Below are 26617 nucleotides of genomic sequence, written 5' to 3'. Positions count from 1 at the left end.
TTTTTGTCGCGACTGATTGATTGGCGACAGTTTGAGCGCTTGCCCATTGGGGTAGGCATTGGTAAAGTTAGCCGGTTTTCTGCACCTCCAAATTCTTAGGATTTCCCGTAGCCATGTTCAAAAAGCTCAGAGGCGTCTTTTCCAACGATCTGTCGATCGACTTGGGAACTGCCAACACCCTGATCTACGTAAAAGATCAAGGGATCGTCCTTAACGAACCCTCAGTTGTCGCCATTCGCCAAGAGCGCGGGAACGCCAAATCGGTCGCTGCCGTCGGTCATGCCGCCAAGCAGATGCTGGGTCGTACCCCAGGCAACATCTCCGCTATCCGTCCGATGAAAGACGGCGTCATCGCCGACTTCTACGTGACCGAGAAGATGCTGCAGCACTTTATCAAGCAGGTTCACGACAATAACTATTTCCGCCCCAGCCCCCGTGTGCTGGTGTGCGTGCCGTGTGGCTCTACCCAGGTAGAACGCCGCGCCATCAAGGAATCCGCACTGGGCGCTGGCGCCCGTGAGGTTTACCTGATCGACGAACCCATGGCTGCTGCCATCGGTGCCGGCTTGCCGGTCTCCGAAGCGACCGGTTCCATGGTGGTCGATATCGGTGGCGGCACCACTGAAGTGGCCATCATCTCCCTGAACGGCGTGGTTTACTCCCAGTCTGTCCGTATCGGTGGCGACAAATTTGACGAAGCCATCATCAGCTACGTCCGTCGCAACTACGGCAGCCTGATCGGGGAAGCGACCGCCGAGCGCATCAAGCACGAAATCGGCTCCGCCTATCCGGGCGAAGAGGTGCGCGAGATCGAAGTCCGTGGTCGCAACCTGGCCGAAGGTGTGCCGCGCAGCTTCACCCTCAACTCCAACGAGATCCTGGAAGCGCTGCAAGAGCCGCTGTCCGGTATCGTCTCCGCCGTTATGGTGGCGCTGGAGCAGTCTCCGCCGGAACTGGCGTCCGACATCTCCGAGCGCGGCATGGTGCTGACCGGTGGTGGCGCACTGCTGAAGGATATCGACCGTCTGCTGATGGAAGAGACCGGCATACCAGTCGTGGTTGCCGAAGATCCCCTCACCTGTGTGGCCCGTGGTGGCGGCAAGGCGCTGGAGCTGATCGATATGCACGGTGGCGACCTGTTCCACTACGAATAAGACCCAAAGCCGGCCAGCGCGCCGGCTCTTTTTTGACGACCCATGAAACCCATTTTTGGTAGAGGCCCTTCGCTTCAGTTACGGTTGTTTCTCGCCGTCATCATCTCCATTGCTGCCATCGTAGCGGACTCCCGCTTCGGTGTGTTTACCCACGTCCGCGTCTACCTCAGTTCCCTTGTCAGCCCGTTGCAATACATAGCCAATGCGCCAGGTATCATGCTCGATACCATGTCGACCCAGGTGCAGACCCGGGCAGGCCTTATCGAGCAGACCAAGCAGCAGGAACAGCAGCTGTTCACCCTGCGCTCGCGCCTGCTCAAGATGGATCATCTGGAGCACGAGAACCAGCGTCTGCGTGAGCTGCTCGGTTCGCCGGTGCACAAGGAGTCCCGCAAGATGGTGGCCGAGCTGCTGTCTGTGGATTCCGACCCCTTCAGCCATCAGGTGCTGATCAACAAGGGGGCGCTGGACGGTGTCTATAACGGCCAGCCGGTGATCAACGATCAGGGGGTCATAGGTCAGGTGCTGCACGTGGGGTCCACCACCAGTCGCGTCCTGCTTGTGACCGACTCCAGTCACGGCATTCCGGTGCGTGTGCTGCGCAATGACCTGCGCGCCATTGCCTCCGGCAGCGGCGAGCTGGACAAGCTGGAGCTGCGCAACCTGCCGCGCAACACAGATGTGCAGGTCGGCGATCTGCTGGTCACCTCCGGGCTCGGCGGCCGCTTCCCGGAAGGTTATCCGGTAGCGACCGTGACCCGCTCCGACTATGTGGAGGGCAAACCCTTCGCCCAGGTCGAAGCCAAGCCGCTGGTGGCGCTGGACAGATTGCGCTACCTGCTCTTGCTGTGGACCGACAAGAAACCGGATGTGCATGATGATGACGTGGCGCCAGCCGCGCCGGCAACCTCGGCAGCGGGAGCAACACCCTGATGCTAGAACCCGCCAGCGGCAGGATCTGGATCTGGATCTCGATCCTGCTGGCTCTGTGCCTGTCGATCCTGCCGCTTCCCTTTCAATTTGAACCCTTCCGTCCGGACTGGCTCGCCATGGTGCTCATCTACTGGGCGCTGGCCTTGCCGCACCGCACCAACGTCGGCTCAGCCTGGGTGGCGGGCCTGCTGCTGGATGTGCTGCTGGGCAGCACGCTCGGCGTGCGGGCCATGGCCATGGCCATCACCACCTATCTAGCGGCCTTCCAGTTTCAGAAGATCCGCAACTTCTCCCTCTGGCAACAGGCGCTGATCATCGGCTGTCTCTCGCTGGTGGGCAAGGTGACCATCTTCTGGGCCGAGCACCTGTTCAGCCGTGCCAGCCTCAATTTCGCCTACTTTTGGTCGACCCTGAGCACGATGCTAATATGGCCCTGGGTTTTTCTGGTCTTGCGCAAGGTGCGCCGTCGCTTCAATATCAAGTGAATATGAGCAAAAACAACGAACTACAACTTTACCTCAGCTCATTAAGCGAATATGAATAAGCACAGCGAACTGCAACTCTACCTCATCTTATTAAGCGAATATGAACAAGCACAACGAACTGCAACTCTATCTTGCCTCGGGCTCGCCCCGCCGCCATGAACTGCTTGCCCAGCTGGGCTACCGTTTCGAGGTACTCAGACTGGACGTGCCAGAGCGGCGTGAAGAGGGTGAAAAGGCACAGGATTATGTCTGTCGCCTCGCCCGCGACAAGGCGATGGCCGGGGTGGCAGCCGCCCCGACCATGCTGCCTGTGCTGGGTGCCGACACCATAGTGGTGCTGGGTGATCGGGTGCTCGAGAAGCCCTCCGACCTGCTCGACGCCAAAGACATGCTGGAAGCGCTCTCCGGCAAGGTGCATCAGGTGATGACGGCGGTGGCGCTGGCCACTCCGGATCGCTGCGATGTGCGACTGGTCACCACCAATGTGGCGTTTCGCAAGCTGGATGAGGCCGAGATCGAAGCCTACTGGCGCACGGGTGAGCCCTGCGACAAGGCCGGTGCCTATGCGATCCAGGGGATTGCCGGCAAGTTTGTCAGCCGGATTGAGGGGAGCTACAGCGCCGTTGTCGGTCTGCCCCTGCTGGAAACGGATCTGTTGATCAAGCATCATCTGGAACAGATCCGATAATTTTTCGTCAGCTGTGCTCTGCTGCGTTCTCCCTTGCGCGCGTTGTACCGGATTGGCTTTATAGAATTCAAAACTGGAACAGGCAAGGTAACTTATGTCGGTAGAACTGCTGGTGAACGTCACCCCCTCCGAAACCCGTGTCGCCCTGGTCGAAAACGGTCTGCTGCAGGAAGTGCACGTAGAGCGTCAGGCCAAGCGTGGCATAGTGGGCAATATCTACAAAGGCAAGATCAGTCGGGTTCTGCCCGGCATGCAGGCGGCTTTCGTCGATATCGGTATGGACAAGGCGGCGTTCCTGCACGCTTCCGACATAGTGCCGCACACCGAGTGTGTGGCGGTGAAGGAGAAGGAGCAGTTCCAGGCTGGCAACATAGCCGAGCTGGTGCGCCAGGGCCAGGACATCATGGTGCAGGTGGTGAAAGATCCGCTGGGTACCAAGGGGGCCCGCCTCACCACCGACATTACCCTGCCATCCCGCTATCTGGTGTTCATGCCAGGCAGCGCTCACGTCGGTGTCTCCCAGCGTATCGAGTCCGAAGCGGAGCGCGAGCGCCTCAAGCGTACCGTGGCCGGTTATGTGGACGATCTGGGTGGCTACATCATCCGTACCGCCGCCGAAGGGGTGGGTGAGCAGGAGCTGGAGCAGGATGCCGCCTTCCTGAAACGCCTGTGGCGCAAGATCCTGGAGCGCAAGCACAAGTATCCTCCCTGCAAGATCCTCTACGAGGATCCCAGCCTGGCATTTCGGGTGGTGCGCGACTTTGTCGGTGCCGAACTGGACAAGATCCGGGTCGATTCACGCCAGAGCTTCGATCAGCTCAAGCGCTTCACCGAGGAGTACGTGCCCGAGCTGGCCGGCAAGCTGGAGTATTACCCGGGCGAGTCGCCGATTTTCGATCTCTACGATGTGGAGAACGAGATCCAGCGCGCGCTGGAACGCAAGGTAGAGCTCAAGTCCGGCGGCTACCTCATCATCGACCAGACCGAAGCCATGACCACGGTGGACATCAACACGGGCGCCTTCGTGGGTCATCGCAATCTGGAAGAGACCATCTTCAATACCAACGTCGAGGCGACGGCGGCCATCGCCCGCCACCTGCGCCTGCGCAACCTCGGCGGCATCATCATCATCGATTTCATCGACATGCAGTCGGAAGATCATCGTCGCCGTGTGCTGCACAGTCTGGAACAGGCGCTGGCCAAGGATCGCGCCAAGACCAACGTCAACGGTTTCTCCCAACTTGGTCTGGTGGAGATGACCCGCAAGCGCACCCGCGAAAGCCTGGAGCACGTGCTCTGCTCCGAATGCCCCGAGTGCAAGGGGCGCGGTCGGGTCAAGACGGTGGAGTCGGTCTGTTTCGAGATCCTGCGGGAGATCATCCGGGTCAACCGCGCCTATGATGCGGATCAGTTCACCGTTTACGCCGCACCGGCCGTGATCGACTATCTGCGCGGCGAGGAGTCCCACAGTCTCGCCGAGCTGGAGGTGTTCATCGGCAAGCAGGTCAGGGTGGTGAGTGAGCCCCTCTGTGGTCAGGAGCAGTTCGACGTGGTGATGATGTAATTGGTCTATCGCTGGTTGAGTCGGGGCTGGTTGGCCCTTGGGGTCTTCTTCGTGCTGCTGGCCATTCTGGTCAGTCTGGTGCGCGTTGGTGGCCCCTTGCTCAATCAGCACAGACAGGCACTGCTCGATGCCCTGCTGGCCGGCAATCAGCTGGAGGCCAGTGTTGAACACATAGGCCTGGACTGGACCCAGCGTGGCCCGGCGCTCGAGCTGCAACAGCTGGTGATAGCGCCGGATTCGGGTCGCTTCGCCCTGCGTCTTGGCAAGGTGTGGGCTCACCTCGACTTCTGGCGCTCCCTCAATGAACTCAGGCCTGTGTTCGGCCAGCTCATACTGAGCGATGGTGACATAGCGCTGGATCTGGCCCGGTCCGCCGAGCCCGATACCGGTGGCGGTGTCGATCAGCAGCAGGCGTTGCTGCGCTTTTTTCTCACCCAGCTATCCACGTTCGATATTCACGATACCCGCCTCAGCCTGACGACGGCGCTGGGGGAGGTGCGGGCACTCGATATCGCCCAACTGCGCTGGCAGAACCGTGGCAAACGCCATCAGGGGGTCGGCAAAGCCTATCTCATCAACGGGGTGGGCGAGAGCACCATAGATCTCATCCTGGATGTGGATACCCCAGAGGATCGGTTCGATCGCTTGCGGGGACAGCTCTATCTCGGCGCCAGCCAGTTCGACGTCAGCCCCATGCTGGCGCGGATCCACGCCGGTGAGCCCAAGGTCGCTGGCCAGCTCGATTTCCAGCTCTGGAGTGAATTTGCCGATGGCCAGCTGGGAGAGTCCCTGCTGGCGTTTGGCGACAACTACCTGATCTGGAAGGATGAGAAGCAGGATGTCATGCACCGTCTCGGCCTGCAGGGTGGCAAGATCCAGCTGCGCCGGGATGGTGAGGAGTGGCAGCTCGCCAGCCATGACATGACCTTCAAGCTCGATGGCAAACCCTGGTTGCGCAGCCGCTTGCAGCTCGAGCGGATCGGCTCCCGCATCCAGGGTTATGTGCCTGCCATCGATCTCGATCAGGTCGCCAACCTGAGCCAGCTGGTATCGGGTCTCTACCCCGAACTGACCGAAACCCTCAAGCGCACCCAGCCCAAGGGTCAGCTGCAGGATCTCATTTTGCAGGCCGATGCCGGCTGGCGGGGGCTCTCTCTCAGCGGCTGGCTATCCCACATCAAGGTCAGCGCCTGGCAGGATGTGCCCGGCGTGCAGGATCTCAATGGCGAATTCTGGCTGACCCCAACGGGGGGCAGTGCCCGACTGGCCCTTGCCAATGACAAGGTGGATCCGGCCCGCCACTTCAAGGAGCCGATCCCGGTGGACAGCTTCTCGGCACGGCTCGACTGGTGGCAAGTCCCGCAGGGCTGGGTGCTCTATGGTCAGGATGTGGCGCTGGACAACCCGGATTTGCGCCTCGACAGCCGCTTCAGGATGGATCTGTTCGAACATACCTTCCTCGCGCTGACAGGCCGCATCGACGTCAAGAATGCGGGCAATGCGGATCGCTACTACCCGTTGCAGGTGATGGACAAGAGCCTGGTGGATTACCTGAGCGGCGCCATCAAGGGGGGTCAGGCCAAGGGCGCCGACCTGCTCTGGTACGGCGAGTTCAAGGATTTCCCCTACAGCAAGGGCGAGGGCATCTTCCAGGTGGCGGTTCCGCTCGAGCAGGCGACTTTCCAGTTCTTCCCCGGTTGGCAACCCCTCACCGACCTGCAGATCGATCTGCTGTTCCAGAACGCCAGTCTCGACATGAACAGCCGTTCCACCCACCTTGGCAAGGCCAGCTCCGATTCGGTCCATGCCTGGATCCCGGATCTCTATCCCGGCGCCCATCTCTATGTGGATGCCAAGGTAGAAGGTGAGGGCAAGGCCATCAGCGACTACTTGCAGGACTCTCCGCTGGGGGATTCCGTGGGTCAGGCGCTGCGTGAGATAGAGATCCGCGGCCCGCTCAAGGGGTCGGTCAAGCTGGATATTCCCCTCGATGGTGAAAGCGAGGTCAAGGCGAGCGGCGATGCCCTGTTCAACAACAACAAGGTGCGGGTCGCCAGCCTGGATCTGCCGCTGGAGCAGGTACAGGGGCGCCTCGAATATGACAATGAGCAGACCCGGTTCAGCAACCTCAAGGCCAGCCTGTGGAACCAGCCGCTGACCCTGGATTATCAGGGCAAGCAGCTGCCGAACCGCTATCAGGTGGATCTCAAGTTCAAGGGGCAGTGGGACAGCCGCCGCGAGCAGCGCAAGATCCCCGCCCTCGATATCCTCAAGGGGCGCAGCAACTGGGCTGGTACCCTGGGGCTGACCCTGCCCAATGACAAACCGTTCAGCTTCCAGCTGGCGATGGACTCCAACCTGCAAGGCATGGCGCTGGATCTGCCGCTCCCCCTGACCAAGACAGCCAACAGCCGATTGCCGCTCAAGGTGACAGTGCGCGGGCGTGACGGCAGTGCCGACATTCGCACCGTGCTGGGGGCCGATGTGGATTTGCAGAGCCGACTGGTTTATGGGGACGGGGTTCCTTACTTCAGCCGGGTCAGGGTGAACATAGGCCAGCCGGGGGCACGGGTGCTGCGTGACAAGCCCATGCTGCTCGCCATCAACCAGCAACAGGCCGATGTGGCTGGCTGGCTGGCCAGACTCAAACAGTGGGTGCCTGCGAGCAGTGAGCCGAGCGGCAGTGCCGTGGTTGGCCCTCCTTTCCTGCCGCAGGAGTGGTGGGTGGATGGCCAGCTGGCCCGCGCCGATATCGGCAGTGCCAATCTCAGGGCTGTGCACTTCACCGTAGGCCCGGTCAAGGACGCCACAGAGGTGATGATCGACAGCCCGGACGTCATGGGGGTGATCCGCCTGCCGGTGACTGACCGTCAGCCCATCGATGCCAAATTTGCCCGCATCCATTGGTCCGGTAAGAGTTCGGATCTGAGCCCAGAGTCTGATGCGCGGCAGGACAAAGCCATCATGGATGCCATTCCCTGGCTCACCTTCAGCTGCGTGGATTGCCGCTTCGGCGAACTGCCGCTCGGCGAGGTGAAGGGAGAGCTGCTCCCCGGGGCCAACAAGCTGACCCTCAAGGGGCTGGATATGCGGCTGGCGGGCAGCCAGCTGACAGGTACAGTGGATTGGCTTGCTGAGGCAGGCCGGATGCAAACCCATGCCAGAGCCAAGATCACCAGTAAAAACAGTGAATTGCTTCTAAAACGGATCGGCTATACCTCACCCATTGGCGATGCGCCTGGCAAGATGGCACTGGATCTGAGCTGGAATGATGTGCCCTACCGACTGAGCCTGCCGACCCTGGCTGGCAGCGCCAACTATCAACTGGAAGGGGGCACACTGCGGGAGGTCAATGACAAGGGGGCGCGACTGCTCTCCCTGCTCAGCCTCGACTCCCTGCTGCGCAAGTTGCGGCTCGATTTTCGCGATGTGTTCGACAAGGGCTTCTACTTCGAGTCCATGTCCGCCTCGGCCAAGATCAAGCAGGGGGTGATGGATAACAAGGACTTCTACATGAAGGGGGCCGCGGGCAACCTGCGTGGTGAAGGCATCGCCGATCTGGTGCGCTGGCGGCTTGACTACGAGTTGAGCTTCTCCCCCAATCTGGGCGGCACTCTGCCGGTGGTGGCGGCCTTCTCGCTGACGCCGATCACGGGTCTTTATGTGCTGGCACTTTCCAAACTGCTGGAGCCAGTGGTGGATGTGGTGACCCGCATCGATTTTCGGGTTGAAGGGCCGCTGGACAATCCCAAGCTGATCGAGGCCGGGCGAGATAGAGCCCGCATCAAGCTCAACCAGCAGCAGAAACAGGCGGTGGATACGGTGGCGCCCAAGTTGCCTGCCGCCGAAGTCACCCCCTTCCTGCTGAATTCACAACCGGGTAGCCCGCGTCAGCCCTGATGCTGGCGCCATCCCTTATTTCGACCTGCTTACGCTCAAGGAGAGAGCCATGATCCGACATATTCTGCTGATTGCCTTCAAAGCGGGCACCCAGGCTGACGATATTGCCGCTGTCAGGGCGGCTTTTCTCGGCATACCCGCCAGGGTCAATGGCGTGGTGGCGGTCGAGTGGGGGCAGAATGACAGCCCCGAGGGGCGCGCCGAAGGCTTTACCCACAGCGTCTTGATGACCTTTGCGGACGAGGCGGCCCGTCAGCGTTACCTGCCCCATCCGGATCACGAGGCCCTCAAGGCCATTTTTCGTCCCGTGCTGGACCGTATCATAGTGCTGGACTACACACTGCAAGCCAAAGACGCTGTCAGCCTCTGACGGCTTGCACCAAGGACAAGGAGCGCGTCATGTGGTTAGCCGCAATGCAGCTGGTATCAGGCCGTCACTGGCAGGATAACCGGGAGCAGATCGCCGCCGAGCTGGCGGCGCTGCCAGCCGAGCGTCCCTTGCTGGTACTGCTGCCGGAAAACTTTGCCCTGTTTGGCGAGCGGCAGGGCTATCTCGATGGCGCTGAACGGATCGGTGAGGGGCCTATCCAGCAGCAACTGGCTGCCTGGGCCAAAGAGTACGGCATCTGGCTGGTGGCTGGTGCCATGCCCACTACTATCGCAGGTTCAGACCATATCCATACCAGCTCGCTGGTGTTTGACCCGGCAGGGGAGCTCAGGGGTCATTACCACAAGATCCACCTGTTCGATGTGGACGTGGCCGACAATCAGGGACGCTATCGGGAGTCGGAGACGTTCAGTCCTGGTCAGGACTGCGTGCTGATAGACTCCCCCTTTGGTCCCCTCGGCCTCTCTATCTGTTATGATTTGCGCTTTCCTGAACTCTATCGCCAGCTGGCACGCGCCGGTGCCAGGGTGTTGCTGGTGCCTGCCGCCTTTACTGCCGTGACCGGCGAGGCGCACTGGGAGCCGCTGCTGCGGGCCCGCGCCATCGAAAATCAGTGCTATGTGGTGGCTGCCAATCAGGGGGGCACCCATGAAACCGGGCGCCATACCTGGGGCCACAGCATGGTGATCGACCCTTGGGGCAGGGTGCTGGCATGCCAGCCGTCGGGCCGCGCGACCGTGTTGGCTGCCATGGATCCCGAGCTGGGCGACGAATTGAAGCGAACCATGCCAGTGCTGCAGCACGCCCGCCTGTTGTCGGCGGGTCAGGTCTCTGACAACGAATGAACAAGGCACGCCCCGCGTGCTGACCCATGCCGCCTATGGCATGGGATCTTATTGTGAAATCCCGGATCGGGAGTGGAGAGAAAGATTGAGTCTATTGAGCCAGGTTAGTGCCTCCCTGTTGGCCCCGAACGACCTCGACGAAGGGCGGCTGCAGCAGCTGCTCGGCAGCCTGATGAGCCACCAGGTGGAGTTCGGCGATCTCTATTTCCAGCGCAGCTGGCACGAGTCCTGGATGCTGGAGGACGGTATCGTCAAGGATGGCAGCTACAACATCGACCAAGGGGTCGGGGTACGCGCCGTCAGTGGCGAGAAAACCGGCTTTGCCTACTCCGACGAGCTGAGCCTGCTGGCGCTGCAACAGTCGGTCACGGCTGCCCGCGGCATTGCCGCTGCCGGTGCTCAGGGCAAGGTGAAGGCCTGGGCTCGTACAGAGGCCAACCTGCTCTATCCGGCCATGGATCCCCTGCAGACCCTCGACAAGCACCAGAAGATTGCCTTGCTGGAGCAGATGGACAAGTTTGCCCGCAGTCTTGATCCCGTTATCAATCAGGTGATGGCCTCCATCAGCGGTGTCTATGAAGAGATACTGGTGGCAGCCACCGACGGTACGCTCGCTGCTGACATACGCCCCCTGGTTCGGCTGTCGGTGACCGTCATCGCCGAGAAAGGCGAGCGCCGCGAGCGTGGCAGCGCCGGTGGTGGTGGTCGTTGTGGTTATGACTATTTCCTGGAGCTGGACGGGCTGGAGAGCCGCGCCTTTGGCTATGTGCGCGAGGCCGTGCGTCAGGCGCTGGTCAACCTGGAGGCCATTGATGCTCCCGCTGGCACCATGCCGGTGGTACTCGGTGCCGGCTGGCCCGGCGTGCTGCTGCACGAGGCCGTGGGCCACGGCCTGGAGGGGGACTTCAACCGCAAGGGCTCGTCTGCATTTGCCGGCCGTATCGGCGAACAGGTGGCCTCCAAGCACTGCACCATAGTCGATGACGGCACACTGCCGGGTCGGCGCGGCTCCGTCTCCATCGATGACGAAGGGACGCCGGGCGGCTACAACGTCTTGATCGAGAACGGTATCCTCAAGGGTTACTTGCAGGACAAACAGAACGCCCGCCTGATGGGGGTTCCGCTCACAGGTAACGGCCGTCGCGAATCCTACGCCGCCATGCCGATGCCACGCATGACCAACACCTATATGCTGGCGGGTCAGTACGATCCGGCGGAGATCATCGCTTCGGTGAAGAAGGGTATCTATGCTCCCAACTTCGGCGGTGGTCAGGTGGATATCACTTCCGGCAAGTTTGTCTTCTCCGCCTCCGAGGCCTACCTCATCGAGGATGGCAAGATCACCACCCCCATCAAGGGCGCGACCCTGATAGGCAATGGTCCGGAAGCCATGAGTCTGGTTTCCATGGTGGGCAGTGATCTGGCACTGGATCGTGGTGTCGGCGTCTGCGGCAAAGAGGGGCAGAGCGTGCCGGTCGGTGTCGGCCAGCCCACACTCAAGCTGGATCAACTCACAGTGGGCGGCACCCAGTAAGGGGTTTAACCCACTATGTTGTCAATGACCCCGGCCATGTGCCGGGGTCATTGTTTTGGGTAGTGCAAGCCAGACAACAAAAAGCCCCGGCGACTGGCCGGGGCTGCTGGATACGGGTGACAGTGTCAGTTGACCGATATGGCTCTGGCATCGATGTAGAAGCGGGCATTGCCTTGTTGGTCGACCCTGATTTGGGCCACCAGACGATCGCTTTTTTTGTACTCCCATCGGGTTTTGATCCGGGCCAGGGCTGGGCTGGCTACACCAACTACATTCAGATATTCATGAAACAGGCTGTAGCTTCCAATTTCGGTCAGCATCTTTTCCATCATTTGCACATCTCCTGAAGTAAGTGGGCGCCTGCCTGCAAACCTAACAACTGATCTCTGAACCGAATCTGTATGAAAAACACACTAACTCATTTGTGTGTCAGTAACATGATCAAGCGCAAGATCAGTGACGATTTTTGAGGCTTTTTGACACCGTTTTCAGTCAGGGGTGGCGCGGCTCCTGTCGTTGATCAGAAGTGTCTGGCAGGGATGGCAAGGAAGGCGTGGTGTGTATCGAGTGTGCGCCGTGGAAGACAGGATCCTGTGCCACTTCCTTGATGCCGTTGATACAGAATTGCATGCCCATGCACACCAGCAGAAAACCCATGATCCGGGTCATGGCATCGATGCCGGTGGCGCCGAGGATCTTGCAGACCGGATCCGCCAGCTTCAATACGCCCCAGCTGATCAGACTCATCAGGGCAAACGCTGTGACCATGGCGCCGTAGATGGTGAGGCGGTTGTACTCGTCGGGCAGCTCGGCAATCTGGGCTGCCCCGCTGATCACCAGCGCCATGGTACCCGGCCCGCACATGCTGGGCATGGTCAGTGGTACGAAGGCGATGCTCTGGTTGATATCGACCCCGTTGGTCTGACTGGGGGCTGGGAACAGCATGCGAAAGCCGATAAAGCCGATGATGAGACCCCCTGCCAGCCGCAAGCCCGGAATGGATATCCCGAACAGATCCAGAATGGAGGAGCCGATAAAGAAGGTGATGCAGAGGGTGAAAAACAGATAGATAGCCGCCAGGTTGACCTGGCGGCGCACATGCTCCCGCGACATGCCCTTGCTCAGCCCCAATAGCAGGGTGGCCGTGGTTGGCGGGTTGACCATGGGCAGCAGCGCCAGCAAGGCGAGAAATACGACTTGAAAGAACATCTTGAGCCTCGGATAACGGAATTGGGTGACAGTCTGGAGCCAGGTATTCGCCTGGCCCTAAGGGGGGAGGCTATCCTATGTCGGCCGTACTGAACACAAGGACAATAAAAAAGCCCCGAAGATGTCCGGGGCTTTTTCGTTGGTCAGGCGGCTTGTGGCGCCGTCTGCCGCTGGTTGCGCTGTTGCAGCCACAGCAGCAGACCGATGGCAAAGCCCAGTGCCGACAGGCTCACCACATAGTGGGAGGGAGCCAGCACGTCGTTCTTCATCCACAGGGTCACCAGCATGGGGGTGAGGCCGCCGAAGATGGCGTAGGCCACGTTGTAGGAGAACGACAATCCCGAGAAGCGCACTACCGCCGGGAAGGCGTTGACCATGACGTAGGGCACGGCCCCGACAATTCCGACCGCGAAGCCCGCCAGCATGTAGAGCGGCACCAGCTGCTCTGTGCCCGCGACCAGACCGTGATAGAAGGCGTAGCTGGAACCTGCCAGCAGCAATGAGCCCAGCATGAAGGTGGGGCCGCTGCCGAGGGCATCGATCAGCCTGCCATAGACGATGCAGCCCAGGGTCAGGGCCAGGATGGCCAGAGAGTTGGCAGTCAGGGCATCGGCCGGGCTGATGCCATGTACCTTCTGCAGATAGCTGGGGGTCATCAGTATCACCACCACGATACCGGCGGAGAGCAGCCAGGTCAGCAGCATGGAGATCACCACGCTGCCCTTGTGGCTGCGCAGCACCGTCTTGAGCGGCAGCTCCTCCGCCAGCGCCTTGTTGGCCTGCATTTCGGCAAAGACAGGGGTTTCGTGCAGCCAGCGGCGCAGATACATGGCGACTATGCCAAAGATGCCCCCCAGCAGGAAGGGAACCCGCCAGCCCCATTCACTCACCTCGGCCGGGGTCAGGTTCTTGTTGACCGCGGTGGCGATGAGGGAGCCGAGCAGTATGCCGGCAGTCAGCCCGGCGGTGAGGGTGCCACAGGCGAGCCCGACCCGGCGGGCGGGCACATGCTCCGCCACGAACACCCAGGCGCCCGGTACTTCACCACCGATGGCGGCTCCTTGCAGTATGCGCAAACCCAGCAGGGCCAGTGGTGCGCCTATGCCCAGTACCGCATAGGTGGGCAAGAGGCCGATCATCAGGGTGGGCAGCGCCATCAGCAGTATGCTCAGGGTAAACATCCGCTTGCGGCCGATGAGATCGCCAAAATGGGCCATGATGATGCCGCCAAGGGGGCGAGCCAGATAGCCGGCGGCGAAGATGCCGAAGGTCTGGAACTGGCGCAGCCACTCGGGAATATCGGCCGGGAAGAACAGCTCGCCGATCACCACGGCGAAGAAGACGAAGATGATGAAGTCGTAGAATTCGAGGGCTCCGCCGAGGGCTGCCAGGCTCAGTGTCTTGTAATCCTGTCGGTTGAGGGGGCGGCTGTGGTCGTAAGCTTGCGTGACTGTCGTCATATCCTTATGTTTCCCATCGCTTTTTTAGTTATTGTTCCCCATCCTTTCAGGGGAGACGCTCATTACCGAGGGTATGCTTTTGCATCCCGCTATGTAAATCGCACAATTCGCAATACAGTCTTGCAGCTTTTTGGTGCAGCAAGACCGGCAACATCATGACGAAGAAACAGTGGGAGAAATCATGACGAAGACAAAGGTGCTGCTCTCCTGGAGCAGTGGCAAGGACAGCGCCTGGGCACTGCACAGATTGCAGCAGGATCCGGCCATCGAGGTAGTGGGGCTGTTTACCACCCTCAATCAGGCTTTCGAGCGGGTGGCCATGCACGGGGTACGCAAGCAGTTGCTGATGCAGCAGGCCGAGTGTGTGGGGTTGCCGCTGACTACCCTCGATCTGCCCTGGCCCTGCACCAATGAGGATTACGCCCGCATCATGACCGATTTCATCGCGAGCGTGGTGGCGCAGGGGATCCGCCACATGGCGTTTGGCGACCTCTTCCTAGAGGATGTGCGCGCCTATCGGGAGAAACAGCTGGTGGGAACGGGCATAGAGCCCCTGTTCCCGCTGTGGGGCAGCAAGACGGACGAGCTGGCTCGGCAGATGATGGCGGCGGGGCTGAGGGCCAGGATCAGCTCCCTGGACCCGAAAAAGCTGGATGCCAGCCTGGGTGGTCACGATTTCGATCCGGCCCTGCTGGCGGCCTTGCCGCAGGGGGTGGATCCGTGCGGCGAGAACGGCGAGTTTCACACCCTGGCCTATGATGGTCCCATGTTTCTGCGCCCGGTGACGATGTACGTGGGAGAGACGGTAGAGCGGGACGGCTTCATCTTCACTGACTTGTTGCCTGCTGACTCCGCCGCCTAGTCGAGGTTGGTCTCCTTGTCATCGTTGTAGCGCAGTGCAATTTCGTGAAACTGCAGGTGGATGCGGGCGAAGGCATCCGTGATGTCGGGATCGAAGTGACTGCTGCGCCCCGCCAATATGATGGGGACCACCTCCGTATGGGACATGGCCGCCTTGTAACACCGCTTGCTGATGAGGGCATCGTACACATCTGCCAGTGCCATCAGTCGGGCCGACAGGGGGATTTCATCCCCCATCAGACCATAGGGGTAGCCGGTGCCATCCCATTTCTCGTGGTGGTAGCAGGCGATCTCCTTGGCCAGCCGCAGAAACTCGACCTCCACTCCCAGCGCTTCCTCGGCGTGGACTATGGCCTCCTTGCCAAGGATGGAGTGGTGCTTCATCTGGGTGAACTCATCCGCATCCAGCTTGCCGGGTTTGAGCAGGATCCGGTCCGGTACGCCGACCTTGCCGATATCGTGCAGGGGGGCAGACTTGAACAGCAGATCTATGGTCTTTGGGGTCAGCTCTGCACGAAAGCGAGGGTGATCGCACAGGGTTTCCGCCAATAGCTTCACATAGTGCTGGGTGCGCAGTATGTGGTTGCCGGTCTCGTTGTCCCGGGTCTCGGCCAGAGAGGCGAGGGAGTGGATGGTGATGTTCTGGATCAGCTCGTTTTCACGGGTGCGCCGTTCCACCTCCTGTTCCAGATAGGCGTTTTGGTCATGCAGCAGATCCCGTGCAGCTTTCAGCTCAAGGTGGTTTCTGACGCGAGCCAGTACGATGGCGGGAGAGATCGGTTTGTGGATATAGTCCACGGCGCCGAGTGCCAGTCCGTGCGCTTCTGCGCTCTCCTCTACCTTGGCGGTCAGGAAAATCACCGGAATATGCCGCGCCTGCGGCATCTCCTGCAGTGCCTGCATCACCTGATAGCCATCCATCTGGGGCATCACCACATCGAGCAGGATCAGATCCACCCGGGTGCCTGATGACAGTATCTCCAGCGCCCGCTGGCCACTGATGGCCACCTTGATCCGATAGTGCGGGCCCAGCAGGGCGCTGAGCAGGGAGAGGTTTTCAGGAGTGTCATCGACCACCAGCAGTGTGGGTTTGGTGTCGGGATCCAGCAAGTTGAGCATAGTGGTGCCCTCACTCTTGGTTGAACAGATCGGGCCTGAGGGCCCGGACTTGTTGCAGGTGTGCCAGTGCATCCGTAAAACGGAAGCGGGTCATGGCGTCTGCCATCGTCGATGCTGTTTCTCCCAGCTGTCCAGTCAGCTGTTTCTGATGTTGCTGAAACAGGGTCAGTGCCTCTGCATCATCTTCCACCAGCAGTTGGGTCAGCTGCGCCAGCAGGGGCGCTATGTCTGTTGGCTCTTGCTCCGGCAGGTCGGGGGAGGGCTGGGTGGGCAGCAGGGCCAGCACGCCATCGCTCAGTTGCTGTTGCATCTGCAGCCCCTGTTCGGCCAGCGGTAACAGGCTGGTGGTGTCGTCTCCGCGGGAGAGCGCACTCTCCAGCCTGGCCGAGATATCTCGCAGTGGATCGGCACCCAGAGTGGCGGCAATCCCTTTGAGGGTATGGGCTTGCCGATGGGCTTCCTCCCGGTCGTCTGTCTGCAGGGCGGTGATCAGACTCTGCATGGGTTGGGTTCCTTGTTGGGCGAACCGTTGCAGCAGGTCCTGATACCACTCCCAGTTGTGCATCAGCCGTTGCAGGGCCGCCTCGGCATTGAGCCCGAGCGCCTTTAGCTGCGGCAGCAAGGGCAGGTCCTGTGGCGAGGGTGAGGTCTTGCGTGTTGCATCGGTTTCACGACTGAAGGCGGGCACCCAGCGCTGCAGGGCGGCATAGAGCTTGTCGGGGTCGATGGGCTTGGCGATGTGGTCATCCATGCCCGCAGCCAGGCAGCGCTCTCTGTCACCGGCCATGACATTGGCCGTCATCGCCAGGATGGGGATGTGCTGCCCCGCGCCTTCCTGTTCGCGCAGCTGACGGGTGGCGGCCAGTCCGTCCATCACCGGCATCTGCATGTCCATCAGGATCAGGTCGTATGGCTGTTGCGCCGCCATTTGCAGGGCAATAGCGCCATTGCCGGCGATGCTGACGTCGGCTCCCACCGCTCGCAGCAGCTCCATCGCCACCTGCTGGTTCAGTTCGTTGTCTTCTGCCAGCAGTATGCGGAGTCCGTCGAAGCGATAGTTGTGGGTGGGCTGGGGGGTCTTCAAGGTTATCGCCGTGGTTTGATGGCCAAACAGTCCTATGATGGTATCGAACAGTACTGAGGCACACACCGGCTTGACCAGCACCCGGTCAAAGCCGGCGGACTGGGCTTCGCGAAAGACCTCTTCCCGCCCATAACCCGTCACCATGACCCGATAGAGCCGCTTGCCAAGACCGCGGGCGATGAGGCGGCGACCCGTCTCTATGCCGTCCAGCCCCGGCATGTGCCAATCCAGCAGCACCACCTCATAAGCGTTACCTTCCTGCTCGGCGCTGGCGATCATCTGCAAGGCCTGCTGACCCGATTCGGCGGTGTCCACCACGAAGCTCATGCTGCGCAGCAGGGCAGCCAGTATGGTGCGGGCGCTGGCACTGTCGTCGGCCACCAGCATGCGGCGACCACGCAGGTCCAGACTCGGCAGATAGCGTGATCTGTATCTGCCACGGCCGAGTCGGGCGGTAAACCAGAAGGTGCTTCCCTTGCCCGGTTCGCTCTGCACGCCGACCTCACCCCCCATCAATGCCGCCAGTTCGCGGGAGATGGCGAGCCCGAGGCCGGTGCCGCCATATTTGCGGGTGGTGGAGCTGTCCGCCTGCTGGAAAGACTGGAACAGCCGCTGCTGCTGCTCCTGGCTCATGCCGATCCCCGTGTCCTGCACCGAGCAATGCAGCAGCACCTCCTTCGGCAGTTTTTCCAGGCAAGTGACCTTGACCAGTATCTCCCCCTGCTCGGTGAATTTGACCGCATTGTTGGCATAGTTGATCAGGATCTGGCCGAGGCGGAGGGGATCGCCATAGAGCAGGGTGTCGAGCTGGTGGTCGACCTCGAACAGCAGCTCTATGCCCTTGGTTTCGGCCTTCTCGCCCACCAGGGTCGCCAGATTTTCCAGCACATGGTCGAGATCGAACTCGATCTGCTCCAGATCCAGCTTGCCCGCCTCTATCTTGGAGAAGTCGAGGATATCGTTGATGATGCCGAGCAGGTGCTGGGCCGAGCGCTGGATCTTGCCCACATAGTCGGCTTGCTGCGGATCGAGCCGGGTTTGCAGGGCGAGGTGGGCCATGCCCAGGATGGCGTTCATGGGGGTGCGGATCTCGTGGCTCATGTTGGCGAGAAAATCGCTCTTGGCCCGGGTCGCACTTTCTGCCAGCTCATAGGCCTGCTCCAGCTCCTGATTCTTGGTCTGCATCACGGCGAACAGCTCATCCCGGGTCGGTTCGGCGAACTGCTGCTGCATCTGCAACAGCAGAGCGTCATCGGGCCAGTGCGGCAGGTGGCACACCAGGGCGATGTCAGTGTCAGAGTGAGGAACCAGCCGGATGTTGCCATGGGCAGCGCCGGACGGACTGTGCTGCAGTGGCTCGTCCGCCGAGAGTGAGACCCACAGCTCCTGCGTATGGCTCTCCAGCCACAGCTGGAGTTGCAGCGAGTCGGTGGTCGCCGTCAGCTGGCGCACCAGCTCCGAGGTGGTACCCGCCAGCGGCGCCACGAAGGTGGGGTTCTTGTCGATGCAGGTGAGCACCTGGATCACCTTGCGTCTGGCGGTGAGGGCTGCCGCCGGGCCAGAGAGCCTGATATCACCGATCCGCTGCCGCATCTAGCGCTCCTTCTCCGGTTGTACCCGCAACACGATGCAACTCGCATCGTCCGTGCTGCGACCGCTGTGGTCCATGACTTGACGGGCCAGAATGGCGGGATCCGTCCCCAGATCAAGTGCGCCGTCCCGCAGGTTGAGCGACTCGCTGATGCCATCCGAATAGAGCATCAGCACATCCCCCGGCTCCATGGGCTGGCGTTGCAGCAAGGGGGTGGGGAAGCGCTCCCCCAGCACACCATCGCGGGAGATGCCGCGCCAGAGGTCATGGCCGCGCAGACAGATGCGGGTGTTGCCGATACCGGCGTAGCTCAGTTCCCCCCGTTCACTGTTGACCAGGGCTATGCCAGCTGCCGCTCCCCGGGTACCGATGCAGTGTTGGTGCAACAGCTGCAACAGAGGTGCAGGCTCCTGCTCAGGGGTGTTTTGCAGCGCCTCTTCCAGTGTCAGTGCCAGCTTGTTGGCCGAGGTGCCGTGGCCGCTGACATCGATCAGTACCAGCAAGACGCCGTCGGGGGAGGGACGGATAAAGACCAGATCGCCTGAGACCTTTTCCGGATAGCAGGGCCTGTTTTCGCTGGCCCATGCCAGTTTCAAACCAGACTGACCCCATGGCTGGGTTGGCATTGTGAGGCGTATCGTCGAGGGTGCCGAGCCCAGCCACTTTCGAGCCTGCACCAGGGTGCCCCCTTCCGGCGGTGTGCTGATGGTGAGCTCTGACATCATGCGCCGCACGCCGGGCAGCCCCAGCCCCAGGGTGCCCGAGGTGCTGTAGTGATCCTGCAGGGCTTGGTGCACATCCGGTATGCCGGGCCCTTTGTCACGGGCGATGATGTCGATGCAGGCTCGTCCCTTGGGGTGATGGAGGGTCAGGGTGATCTCCCCCTGCCCGGCGTATTTCAGGATATTGCTGCCAAGCTCGGAAACCACGGTGGAGAGCATGGCACGATCCACGTCAGACAGGCTGGCGATAAAGGGGAGTCGACGCACTGCCATCACCGTCAGGTGCAGATCGATATCATGGCGCAGCGGATAGTTGGCCTCCTGAGTCGCATGCTCTTGCATCATGGCGGTTTACTCCTCGCCCTTGAGATGGCGGACGTGGGCGAAGGCGTCGTCCATGTCGATGAAGCAGCGCAGCGGCCCGGGCTGCGCTTCGGCCAGCGCCAGAAACGCGGCGATCCCGGCATTGAGCCCCACCAGCAGGCAGATGGCGCCTAACAGGCGGCACACCTCGGCCAGCTTGCGTACCTGTCTGAATTCATGGTGATCCAGCAGCATGACGCCGGAGAAGTCGAGCAACACTGCATGGTGACGCCCGTGTACCAGTCGCTGGGAGAGGGCCTGCATCAGCATCTGCATGCCATCGTCACCGAGATCGGGACGCATGCTGACCACTATGCAGTCGGCCACATCGGCGATGCCAAGATCGTTGTTGAGCTGCATGGTCATGGCCGCATCCTAGAGGGTGGAACCGACCCGTTTGAGCGCTATTTCGAAGGCATCTCTCAGGGTTGCCGTGGTGCGGACGTCACCAACCGACACCCCCAGCTCCACCATGGTGCGGGCAATGGCGGGGGAGACTCCCGAGATGATGGCCTCACAGCCCATGAACTGGGTTGCCTTGGTGATCTTGATCAGCTGGTTGGCGACGCCGGTATCCACGGTGGCGACACCGGCAATATCCAGCACGAAGACCCGGGCCCGGGTTTCGGCGATCTTGGTGAGTGACTTGTTCATCACGTCGGCGGTGCGCATTGAGTCGATGATCCCCACCAATGGCAGCAGCAGGATCCCGTCCCAGATAGGGGTGACAGGGGTCGACATCTCCTGCAGCGACTTGTGCAGCTCCTCGCGCACTCTGGCGGCTTCTTCCGCTTCCACCATGGCACGCTTGAGCTGGCGGTGCTGCTCCACCTGCGCCGTGATGTCGGTGGCAAATTTGACGATTTTGCTGGGCTTGCCGTTCAGATCCAGCACCGGGTTGTAGGATCCCTGGATCCAGACCTCCTGTCCCTGCTTGTCGAGCCGGCAGAATTCGCCTGCGAGAAACTCGCCCCGTCGCAGGGTTTCCCAGAAGGTGCGGTAATCCGCCGACTGGGCGTAGTCCGGATCAACCAGCAGCCTGTGGTGCTGGCCCTTCAGCTCCTCCAGCCGGTAGCCCACAATGTCGAGAAAGCGTGGATTGGCATCCAGTATGGTGCCATCCAGCGAGAACTCCACCTTGCCCATGACCCGGCTCAGGGCATTGAGCTGGCCCTCGAAGCTGGCAGTGAGCTGCTTCTGCCCGGTCAGATCCATGGCGTATACGATGATGCGGGTCAGCTGCCTCTCGGCATCCAGAACCGGGCTGCAGGCACCCCGGATCCAGATATCCCGCCCCTGTTTATCCAGCAGGTGAAACTCGCTTTCCTGTGACGTGCCGCTGCGCAGCGTCTCCCAGAAAGTGTCATAAGTGGCAGACTGAGCCTCATCCGGGGAGAGCAGCATGCCGTGATGCTTGCCCTTTAGCTCATCCAGCGGATAGCCCATGATGGTGAGAAAATGAGGGTTGGCATCCAGGATCTGCCCTTCTGGCGAGAGTTCGAGCCGGGCCAGCACCTGATCGATGGCGTCCATCCCGGCCTGATGAGGGGAAGGGGCCGAGCCGGTGGTCTTGGAAGAGGAAGTGTGCGCGTCCATGGCATCTCCAGTGAGAGGGAGTCGTTGATTTTGATGTCAATAAAGGGTGCTAAGCAGTTATAGCCCACTCCGGCTCTTCCGGCTGGAATAAAGGGTCAAAAGAGGCTTGTCATCTTCCGGTTGCTGGAAGTTTATTCCGAGGGGACAAAACAGGGCAGAAGCTATCCACCGAGCCCTGTTTTGTGGCGAGTTTCACGGTTTGCATCGGCAGCATGGGGCAGGATTGGCACCCTGTTTCATTCACGTCATGAGTTGTGCCATGCCCGCTTTTTCCCGTCTTACCCTGATAGCATCCCTGTTTGCCGCCACCTTCAGCCTGCCCGCCCTGGCCGATCAGATCGTGACCAGCCCGGCCGGTGTCACGACAGTGACCCTGGCCCAGCAGGCTCCTGTTCACTGGGTCTCGGTAGAGCAGATTGCCAAGAGTCTGGATGGTCTACCCCCGATGGCGGTCGGTTTTGATATCGACGATACCCTGCTCTTCTCCAGCCCAGGTTTCTATCGCGGCAAGCAGGAGTTCTCGCCCAACGACGAGAGCTATCTGAAGAACCCTGCCTTCTGGGAGAAGATGAACAACGGCTGGGATGCGTTCAGCATGCCGAAAGAGGTGGGCAAGGCGCTGATCGCCATGCACCTCAAACGCGGCGATCACATCTATTTCGTCACTGGCCGTTCTGCCACCAAAACGGAAACTGTGAGCCAGACCCTGCAGCAGACCATGGGGATCCCGGCCGATCGACTCAATCCAGTGATCTTCGCCGGCGATCAGCCGGGCCAGAACACCAAGGTGCAGTGGCTCAAGGACAAGCAGATGAAGGTCTTCTACGGCGATGCGGACGGGGATATCAAGGCGGCGCAGGAAGTGGGCGCCCGCGGCATTCGGCTGCTGCGGGCGGCAAACTCCAGCTATCGCCCACTGCCGCTGGCTGGCGCCCTGGGGGAAGAGGTGATCGTCAACTCCCAGTTCTGAGCGGCGTAAACCGCTATAAAAAAGCCGGATCCTGTCAGGATCCGGCTTTTTAGTGAGTCTGTGTCGCGGAAGTTGGCATCGTGGCATGGGTTGCCGACAAGCTCCCTTGTTCGCGGACGGCGGTTTATTCCGCCCAGGGCATCTCGGGCAGGGAATCCAGAAACTGGGCGTAGCGCTCTAGGTTGAAGGGGCCCTGTTCAGCCTCCATTGCCATCAGCTCGGCCCCGAGGGCGCAGGCGATATATTGCAGCGCCTCTTCCCGTGGGGTGCCCTTCATCACCAATCGCATCAGGGTCGCCTTGACCTGCAACGGATTACCGTCGATCAGCTGGTTGTCGACCATCTCCAGCAGGGTTTGCTCGTCAAAGAACTCGGTGGATTCGCTCATGGTGTACTTCCTCGTCATGCCATAAAAGATGCCAGTATAACGAAGCTGGCATTAACACTTTGAAATATTGCGATAAAAACATTTCTGTGGCGCCAGTTTTTGTTACTCATACTTATCTGTGGGTTTGCTGTCAGCAAACGAAAACCATCATAAAATTGCATGGACGGATATCAATATGCCCACCATAGACTCTCTGTTATCCCATCCCCAAAACCTGCCCAATGTACCCGAAGTCATGCGCGATCTGGTACAGACCTTCAATGAGAAGGAGCCGGATATCCTGTTGATCGCCAAGAAGATCAACAAGGATCCCGTCATCTCTGCCAAGCTGCTGCGGCTGGCCAACTCCGCCAAGTTTGGCGGCAATCGTCAGGTTGCCACCGTCAACGAAGCCGTGGTGCGGCTCGGAGTCGATGTGGTACGCAATATGGTGCTTGCCTGCGGCCTGACGGGATCTGTTCATTCGGTGCCCGGCATCGATCTCAGGCACTTCTGGGGCAACGTGTTCGATGTGGCCGAGCTGGCCAGGTTGCTGGCCAGGATAAAGGGCATGAAAGGGGAGGAGGTGTTCACCTGTGCCCTGCTGTTCGACATGGGGCGCCTCATCATGCATGTGGGTCTGCCGGAAAACATGGTTAACCACATTCAGGATCTTGAACCCAGCAAGGGGCGCGCCAAGGCAGAGGAGCTGGTGGTTGGTTTCAACTATGCCCAGACCGGGGCCGAGATGGCCAGGCGCTGGCAATTTCCCCTCAGTATCTGCCATGCGGTGGAATACCACTACAACCCCATGTTGGCCAAGGAGTTTTCTGTCGAAGCTGGCCTGATCCATCTGGCCATCGCCCTGGCGGCCCAATCGGATGTGGGGGAGGTAGCGCCGCCCGAGTGGCCAACTCAGGTAGCAGACCGACTTGGTCTGCCATGGTCTGACTGCGCCGCCGTGCTGGTGGCGATGCGGGAACACGGCAATGGCTATGCGGGTTTGCTGGCGGCCTGAGCCCGTTCATATTGTCACCGGGCCGCAATGCGGCCCTTTTTCATGGGGTTTGCCTTGCCAACCCTGCGGTGCAGAGGCAGTCTTGAAGGCCTGTATTTTCTGAAAGAGCCCTTGTCATGATCCTCTCCGAGCGCCTGCTGCTGCGCGAACTGACCATCGCTGATGCTCCCTTTATTCTTGAGCTGCTTAACGACAGCGATTTCCACCGTTACATTGGCGATCGCGGTGTGCGTACCCTGGCGGATGCCGAACACTACATCCAGCAAGGGCCCGCGGTCAGTTATGCTCGCCATGGCCACGGCCTCTATCTGGTGGCGCGCAGAGGCGATGAAGCCAAGATCGGCATCTGTGGTTTGATCAGGCGAGACACCCTGCCCTGTGAAGACATTGGCTATGCCTTCCTGCCCTCCTATCGTGGTCAGGGTTATGGCATAGAAGCGGCAAAGGCGGCGCTGCAGGACGGCCGGGAAAGGTTGGGGATTGTGCGTGTCATCGCCATAGTCACACCGGGCAACGAACGATCACTGTCACTGCTGGCCAAGCTGGGGCTGGTACAAAGCCGGCTGGTCAAGTTGAGCGAGGATGCCGACGCGTGTCTGCTGCTGGAGGCTGCCGGAGCCGAAACGAACCTGGCCTGAGGTATGAAACGGGGATGCAGCTTTCAGTCAGTGATGGAAGGCGATGCTGACGGCGCTGGTTCAGGAGAATAAATAGGAGTTGAAGCAAAGAGGCCGCCGTGAGTTGCGGCCTGTCTGCATCGGGCGCTGCCGGAGGGCAGGCAGGATCAGTTGAGGTCTTCGATGGAGAACTCGCCAGCGATACCATCACAGGAGATGGCGAAACCGCCGCTGAAGCGGGTGCTGAACTGGATCAGGAACGCATCGGAATCCTGCTCTTGCACAGGCAGGTTGATGGGTTTGCTACGACGCAGGGGTTTGTGTGTATGTATGGTTTTCATCATGGTATTTCTCTATATAAATTAAGTGTTTGCTCCTTGTGTTGGCAAATGTCAGGTTAATGGACGCGGTTGACTTTGTGGTCAACAAGCGCGCAGGAATACCCAGCCCTGTCAGGGGCGTCTGCACTATCAAGGAATATGCTGATGCATAAATCAAATTGGGTGGGCAGAGCGGGTCTGCGCCGTGAGAGCCGGGCAACGCAGGCAGACAGCCTGACGGTTCTCGAGGCGAGTAAATCAGAGGGAGGTTATGCGGATACTGACAGGATTCATCGTGAGTGAAGCATTGCAGGGTAAACATAAACAGGGCTGATTAACTAGCCGGCGCGCATTCTCTCCTCGATATGAATAAAAAGCAAACAATTATTTGGTGATTTTGTGCCAGATCCGTTTTTGTCGTGTTCTCCGAGATAAAAAGGGCTCCCGTCGGGAGCCCTTTTTCAGCAGGTCAATCACTGTCAGACGGTGACTCAGTAGTCGCCGCTGGCCTTCTTGGCGGCGGTTATCATGGGGGTAATGGTCATGCCCTGCACCACGATGGAGAACATCACCACAGAGTAGGTCATCACCAGTATGACCTGACGCAGATCGACGTTGTGCCCGGGTATCATCATGACACCGGAAGGCAGTGCCAGCGCCATGGCCATGGCCAGACCGCCACGCAAGCCGCCCCAGGTAAGGATGCGGATGGTGAAGCGGTTGTAGGTGCGAAAACGGCGGAAGGCCATGAAGGGGACAGAGACGCTGATGAAGCGCGCGGCCAGGCAGAGCGGTACCGCGATAACCAGCAGGATCCAGTCACGCCAGGCGAGATCCAGCAGCACCAGCGCCAGGCCGATCAGCAGGAACAAGAGCGCGTTGAGGAACTGGTCCATCAACTCCCAGAAGTGATCCAGATAGTGGCTGCTCTGCTCGGAGAAGCCGGAGTGACGGGTCCAGTTGCCGATCATGATGCCAGTCACCACCATGGCCAGGGCACCGGAGACTCCCATCATGTTGGCAAGGGCAAAGCCGGCCGTCGGGATGCAGAGGGTCAGCAGCAGCTCCAGGGAACCATCGTCGGTGGCACTGATCATCACGTGGGCGAGCAGCCCCAGCACGGCGCCGAACAAGATGCCGCCGAGGGCCTCGTGCAGGAACAGACCGGCGACGCTGCCGAAGGTCGGTTCAACGCCACCAAAGGCGACGGCAAAGACGGTGGCGAAGATCACCAGACCGGTACCGTCGTTGAACAGGGATTCCCCTTCGATCTGGATGGCGATCTGGGGGGGCGCCTGCATCTTCTTGACGATGGCCAGCACGGCAATGGGGTCGGTGGGGGTGATCAGGGCCCCGAACAGCAGGCAATATACCAGCGGTACTTCCCAGCCCAGCAGCTTGGCGATGAACCAGAAGCCGTAACCGATCAGGAAGGTGGAGAGCAGGGTGGAGAAGATCGCCAGTATGGTGATTTCCCACTTCTGGCTGCGCAAGGCCTTGAGGTTGATGCCAATGCCGCCAGCGAACAGCAGGAAGCCCAGGATCCCCTTCAGCAGGAAATTCTGGAAGTCGATGCTCTTCATGGTTTCGATGGCCAGGGGCTCAAGGTTGAACCAACCCAGTTTGCCAAACAGCACCATCAGGGCGGAGATCAGCATGGATCCGGCAGTGATGGCGATGGTGGTCTGGATCTTCACGACATACTGGTTGGCAAAGGCGATCAGGATCGCCAACGCTGCCAAAAAGCAGAGTGTGTAGTAGACGCTCATGGTTATTTTTCTCGTTAGTAAACAGCAAGCACGTATCCTTCGCTGAGGACCGGCATAGGG

At 60.3% G+C, this 26617-nt stretch carries 24 protein-coding genes; 13 read left to right on the top strand and 11 right to left on the bottom strand.

The features are described from left to right. Positions 1-113 precede the first annotated feature (113 nt). From GWQ29_RS14990 to tldD, 9 genes are all read left to right on the top strand, one after another. Positions 114-1154: a rod shape-determining protein gene (locus GWQ29_RS14990; RefSeq protein ID WP_005308111.1), complete on the top strand. Its 1041-nt coding sequence runs from the start codon at positions 114-116 to the stop codon at positions 1152-1154. Between the two features lie 42 nt (positions 1155-1196). Further along, a complete protein-coding gene (gene mreC / locus GWQ29_RS14985) occupies positions 1197-2087 on the top strand; it encodes a rod shape-determining protein MreC (protein WP_159165191.1) in 891 nt (296 codons plus the stop codon). Further along, positions 2087-2572 (top strand): rod shape-determining protein MreD, encoded by a 486-nt coding sequence (gene mreD, locus GWQ29_RS14980; protein WP_005316354.1) that lies wholly within the window; start codon positions 2087-2089, stop codon positions 2570-2572. Before mreC ends, mreD begins: the two co-directional genes overlap by 1 nt. 100 nt (positions 2573-2672) lie before the next feature. Then, positions 2673-3260, top strand: a complete 588-nt coding sequence (locus tag GWQ29_RS14975; RefSeq protein ID WP_005316352.1) for a Maf family protein — start codon at positions 2673-2675, stop codon at positions 3258-3260. A gap of 94 nt (positions 3261-3354) precedes the next feature. After that, positions 3355-4824, top strand: a complete 1470-nt coding sequence (gene rng, locus GWQ29_RS14970) for a ribonuclease G (protein WP_005316349.1) — start codon at positions 3355-3357, stop codon at positions 4822-4824. Further along, a complete protein-coding gene (locus tag GWQ29_RS14965; RefSeq protein ID WP_275919749.1) occupies positions 4825-8724 on the top strand; it encodes a YhdP family protein in 3900 nt (1299 codons plus the stop codon). 49 nt (positions 8725-8773) lie between these two features. Next, complete coding sequence (locus GWQ29_RS14960) at positions 8774-9094, top strand: Dabb family protein (protein ID WP_275907893.1); 321 nt, start codon at positions 8774-8776, stop codon at positions 9092-9094. A 29-nt stretch (positions 9095-9123) separates the two neighbouring features. Beyond that, entirely contained in the window at positions 9124-9957 is an 834-nt protein-coding gene (locus GWQ29_RS14955; RefSeq protein ID WP_275907892.1) for a carbon-nitrogen hydrolase family protein, read from the top strand. An 85-nt stretch (positions 9958-10042) separates the two neighbouring features. Next, positions 10043-11491 (top strand): metalloprotease TldD, encoded by a 1449-nt coding sequence (tldD, locus tag GWQ29_RS14950; RefSeq protein WP_058394778.1) that lies wholly within the window; start codon positions 10043-10045, stop codon positions 11489-11491. 125 nt (positions 11492-11616) lie between these two features. Here tldD and GWQ29_RS14945 read toward each other — a convergent pair whose 3' ends face one another. The 3 genes from GWQ29_RS14945 to GWQ29_RS14935 all read right to left on the bottom strand — a co-directional run bounded on the left by GWQ29_RS14945 (position 11617) and on the right by GWQ29_RS14935 (position 14160). Beyond that, positions 11617-11820, bottom strand: a complete 204-nt coding sequence (locus tag GWQ29_RS14945; protein ID WP_170321042.1) for a hypothetical protein — start codon at positions 11818-11820, stop codon at positions 11617-11619. A gap of 163 nt (positions 11821-11983) precedes the next feature. Next, positions 11984-12700 carry a MarC family NAAT transporter gene (locus GWQ29_RS14940; protein ID WP_058394779.1) on the bottom strand — a complete coding sequence of 239 codons (717 nt, stop codon included), beginning with the start codon at positions 12698-12700 and terminating at the stop codon, positions 11984-11986. 143 nt (positions 12701-12843) lie between these two features. Next, positions 12844-14160 carry an MFS transporter gene (locus tag GWQ29_RS14935; RefSeq protein ID WP_275919748.1) on the bottom strand — a complete coding sequence of 439 codons (1317 nt, stop codon included), beginning with the start codon at positions 14158-14160 and terminating at the stop codon, positions 12844-12846. Between the two features lie 181 nt (positions 14161-14341). Between GWQ29_RS14935 and GWQ29_RS14930 the strand changes: the two genes are divergently transcribed. After that, positions 14342-15022: an adenine nucleotide alpha hydrolase gene (locus GWQ29_RS14930; RefSeq protein WP_275919747.1), complete on the top strand. Its 681-nt coding sequence runs from the start codon at positions 14342-14344 to the stop codon at positions 15020-15022. Here GWQ29_RS14930 and GWQ29_RS14925 read toward each other — a convergent pair. The 5 genes from GWQ29_RS14925 to GWQ29_RS14905 are packed head-to-tail and all read right to left on the bottom strand — an operon-like array spanning position 15019 to position 21496. Next, positions 15019-16212, bottom strand: coding sequence for a two-component system response regulator (locus GWQ29_RS14925; protein ID WP_099991474.1), 1194 nt, complete (start codon positions 16210-16212; stop codon positions 15019-15021). The two genes, GWQ29_RS14930 and GWQ29_RS14925, sit on opposite strands and share 4 nt — an antisense overlap. Beyond that, a complete protein-coding gene (locus GWQ29_RS14920) occupies positions 16151-18817 on the bottom strand; it encodes a response regulator (RefSeq protein WP_275919746.1) in 2667 nt (888 codons plus the stop codon). Before GWQ29_RS14920 ends, GWQ29_RS14925 begins: the two co-directional genes overlap by 62 nt. Then, positions 18818-19882 carry an ATP-binding SpoIIE family protein phosphatase gene (locus GWQ29_RS14915; RefSeq protein WP_275919745.1) on the bottom strand — a complete coding sequence of 355 codons (1065 nt, stop codon included), beginning with the start codon at positions 19880-19882 and terminating at the stop codon, positions 18818-18820. A 6-nt stretch (positions 19883-19888) separates the two neighbouring features. Further along, positions 19889-20260, bottom strand: coding sequence for an anti-anti-sigma factor (locus tag GWQ29_RS14910; RefSeq protein WP_088814402.1), 372 nt, complete (start codon positions 20258-20260; stop codon positions 19889-19891). A gap of 15 nt (positions 20261-20275) precedes the next feature. Continuing rightward, entirely contained in the window at positions 20276-21496 is a 1221-nt protein-coding gene (locus GWQ29_RS14905; RefSeq protein WP_275919744.1) for a PAS domain-containing protein, read from the bottom strand. A gap of 259 nt (positions 21497-21755) precedes the next feature. On the opposite strand from GWQ29_RS14905, the gene aphA reads away from it, so the two are divergent. Then, positions 21756-22466, top strand: a complete 711-nt coding sequence (gene aphA, locus GWQ29_RS14900) for an acid phosphatase AphA (RefSeq protein WP_159165200.1) — start codon at positions 21756-21758, stop codon at positions 22464-22466. A gap of 124 nt (positions 22467-22590) precedes the next feature. Here aphA and GWQ29_RS14895 read toward each other — a convergent pair whose 3' ends face one another. Continuing rightward, positions 22591-22854: a hypothetical protein gene (locus GWQ29_RS14895; RefSeq protein WP_265462724.1), complete on the bottom strand. Its 264-nt coding sequence runs from the start codon at positions 22852-22854 to the stop codon at positions 22591-22593. Between the two features lie 175 nt (positions 22855-23029). Here GWQ29_RS14895 and GWQ29_RS14890 point away from each other — a divergent pair, with 175 nt between their 5' ends. After that, positions 23030-23851, top strand: a complete 822-nt coding sequence (locus tag GWQ29_RS14890; protein ID WP_275919743.1) for an HDOD domain-containing protein — start codon at positions 23030-23032, stop codon at positions 23849-23851. Positions 23852-23967: 116 nt separating this feature from the next. Next, complete coding sequence (locus GWQ29_RS14885) at positions 23968-24489, top strand: GNAT family N-acetyltransferase (protein WP_275907884.1); 522 nt, start codon at positions 23968-23970, stop codon at positions 24487-24489. Positions 24490-24635: 146 nt separating this feature from the next. Here GWQ29_RS14885 and GWQ29_RS14880 read toward each other — a convergent pair whose 3' ends face one another. Both GWQ29_RS14880 and GWQ29_RS14875 read right to left on the bottom strand, forming a co-directional pair. Continuing rightward, entirely contained in the window at positions 24636-24812 is a 177-nt protein-coding gene (locus GWQ29_RS14880) for a hypothetical protein (protein ID WP_021139540.1), read from the bottom strand. A 467-nt stretch (positions 24813-25279) separates the two neighbouring features. After that, positions 25280-26557, bottom strand: coding sequence for a sodium:proton antiporter (locus GWQ29_RS14875; RefSeq protein ID WP_275907883.1), 1278 nt, complete (start codon positions 26555-26557; stop codon positions 25280-25282). Positions 26558-26617: the final 60 nt, after the last annotated feature.

Origin of the sequence: Aeromonas sp. 2HA2 (genome assembly GCF_029237345.1) — a bacterium.
Lineage (GTDB): Bacteria > Pseudomonadota > Gammaproteobacteria > Enterobacterales > Aeromonadaceae > Aeromonas > Aeromonas salmonicida.
This window is presented reverse-complemented; position numbering and strand designations above follow the sequence as displayed.

Bases quoted from the DNA above. Each gene is read 5' to 3' on its own strand.
- GWQ29_RS14990 (WP_005308111.1), top strand. From the start codon at position 114: ATGTTCAAAAAGCTCAGAGGCGTCTTTTCCAACGATCTGTCGATCGAC.
- mreC (WP_159165191.1), top strand. From the start codon at position 1,197: ATGAAACCCATTTTTGGTAGAGGCCCTTCGCTTCAGTTACGGTTGTTT.
- mreD (WP_005316354.1), top strand. From the start codon at position 2,087: ATGCTAGAACCCGCCAGCGGCAGGATCTGGATCTGGATCTCGATCCTG.
- GWQ29_RS14975 (WP_005316352.1), top strand. From the start codon at position 2,673: ATGAACAAGCACAACGAACTGCAACTCTATCTTGCCTCGGGCTCGCCC.
- rng (WP_005316349.1), top strand. From the start codon at position 3,355: ATGTCGGTAGAACTGCTGGTGAACGTCACCCCCTCCGAAACCCGTGTC.
- GWQ29_RS14960 (WP_275907893.1), top strand. From the start codon at position 8,774: ATGATCCGACATATTCTGCTGATTGCCTTCAAAGCGGGCACCCAGGCT.
- GWQ29_RS14955 (WP_275907892.1), top strand. From the start codon at position 9,124: ATGTGGTTAGCCGCAATGCAGCTGGTATCAGGCCGTCACTGGCAGGAT.
- GWQ29_RS14945 (WP_170321042.1), bottom strand. From the start codon at position 11,820: ATGGAAAAGATGCTGACCGAAATTGGAAGCTACAGCCTGTTTCATGAA.
- GWQ29_RS14940 (WP_058394779.1), bottom strand. From the start codon at position 12,700: ATGTTCTTTCAAGTCGTATTTCTCGCCTTGCTGGCGCTGCTGCCCATG.
- GWQ29_RS14935 (WP_275919748.1), bottom strand. From the start codon at position 14,160: ATGACGACAGTCACGCAAGCTTACGACCACAGCCGCCCCCTCAACCGA.
- GWQ29_RS14930 (WP_275919747.1), top strand. From the start codon at position 14,342: ATGACGAAGACAAAGGTGCTGCTCTCCTGGAGCAGTGGCAAGGACAGC.
- GWQ29_RS14925 (WP_099991474.1), bottom strand. From the start codon at position 16,212: ATGCACTGGCACACCTGCAACAAGTCCGGGCCCTCAGGCCCGATCTGT.
- GWQ29_RS14920 (WP_275919746.1), bottom strand. From the start codon at position 18,817: ATGCGGCAGCGGATCGGTGATATCAGGCTCTCTGGCCCGGCGGCAGCC.
- GWQ29_RS14915 (WP_275919745.1), bottom strand. From the start codon at position 19,882: ATGATGCAAGAGCATGCGACTCAGGAGGCCAACTATCCGCTGCGCCAT.
- GWQ29_RS14910 (WP_088814402.1), bottom strand. From the start codon at position 20,260: ATGCAGCTCAACAACGATCTTGGCATCGCCGATGTGGCCGACTGCATA.
- GWQ29_RS14905 (WP_275919744.1), bottom strand. From the start codon at position 21,496: ATGGACGCGCACACTTCCTCTTCCAAGACCACCGGCTCGGCCCCTTCC.
- aphA (WP_159165200.1), top strand. From the start codon at position 21,756: ATGCCCGCTTTTTCCCGTCTTACCCTGATAGCATCCCTGTTTGCCGCC.
- GWQ29_RS14895 (WP_265462724.1), bottom strand. From the start codon at position 22,854: ATGAGCGAATCCACCGAGTTCTTTGACGAGCAAACCCTGCTGGAGATG.
- GWQ29_RS14890 (WP_275919743.1), top strand. From the start codon at position 23,030: ATGCCCACCATAGACTCTCTGTTATCCCATCCCCAAAACCTGCCCAAT.
- GWQ29_RS14885 (WP_275907884.1), top strand. From the start codon at position 23,968: ATGATCCTCTCCGAGCGCCTGCTGCTGCGCGAACTGACCATCGCTGAT.
- GWQ29_RS14880 (WP_021139540.1), bottom strand. From the start codon at position 24,812: ATGATGAAAACCATACATACACACAAACCCCTGCGTCGTAGCAAACCC.
- GWQ29_RS14875 (WP_275907883.1), bottom strand. From the start codon at position 26,557: ATGAGCGTCTACTACACACTCTGCTTTTTGGCAGCGTTGGCGATCCTG.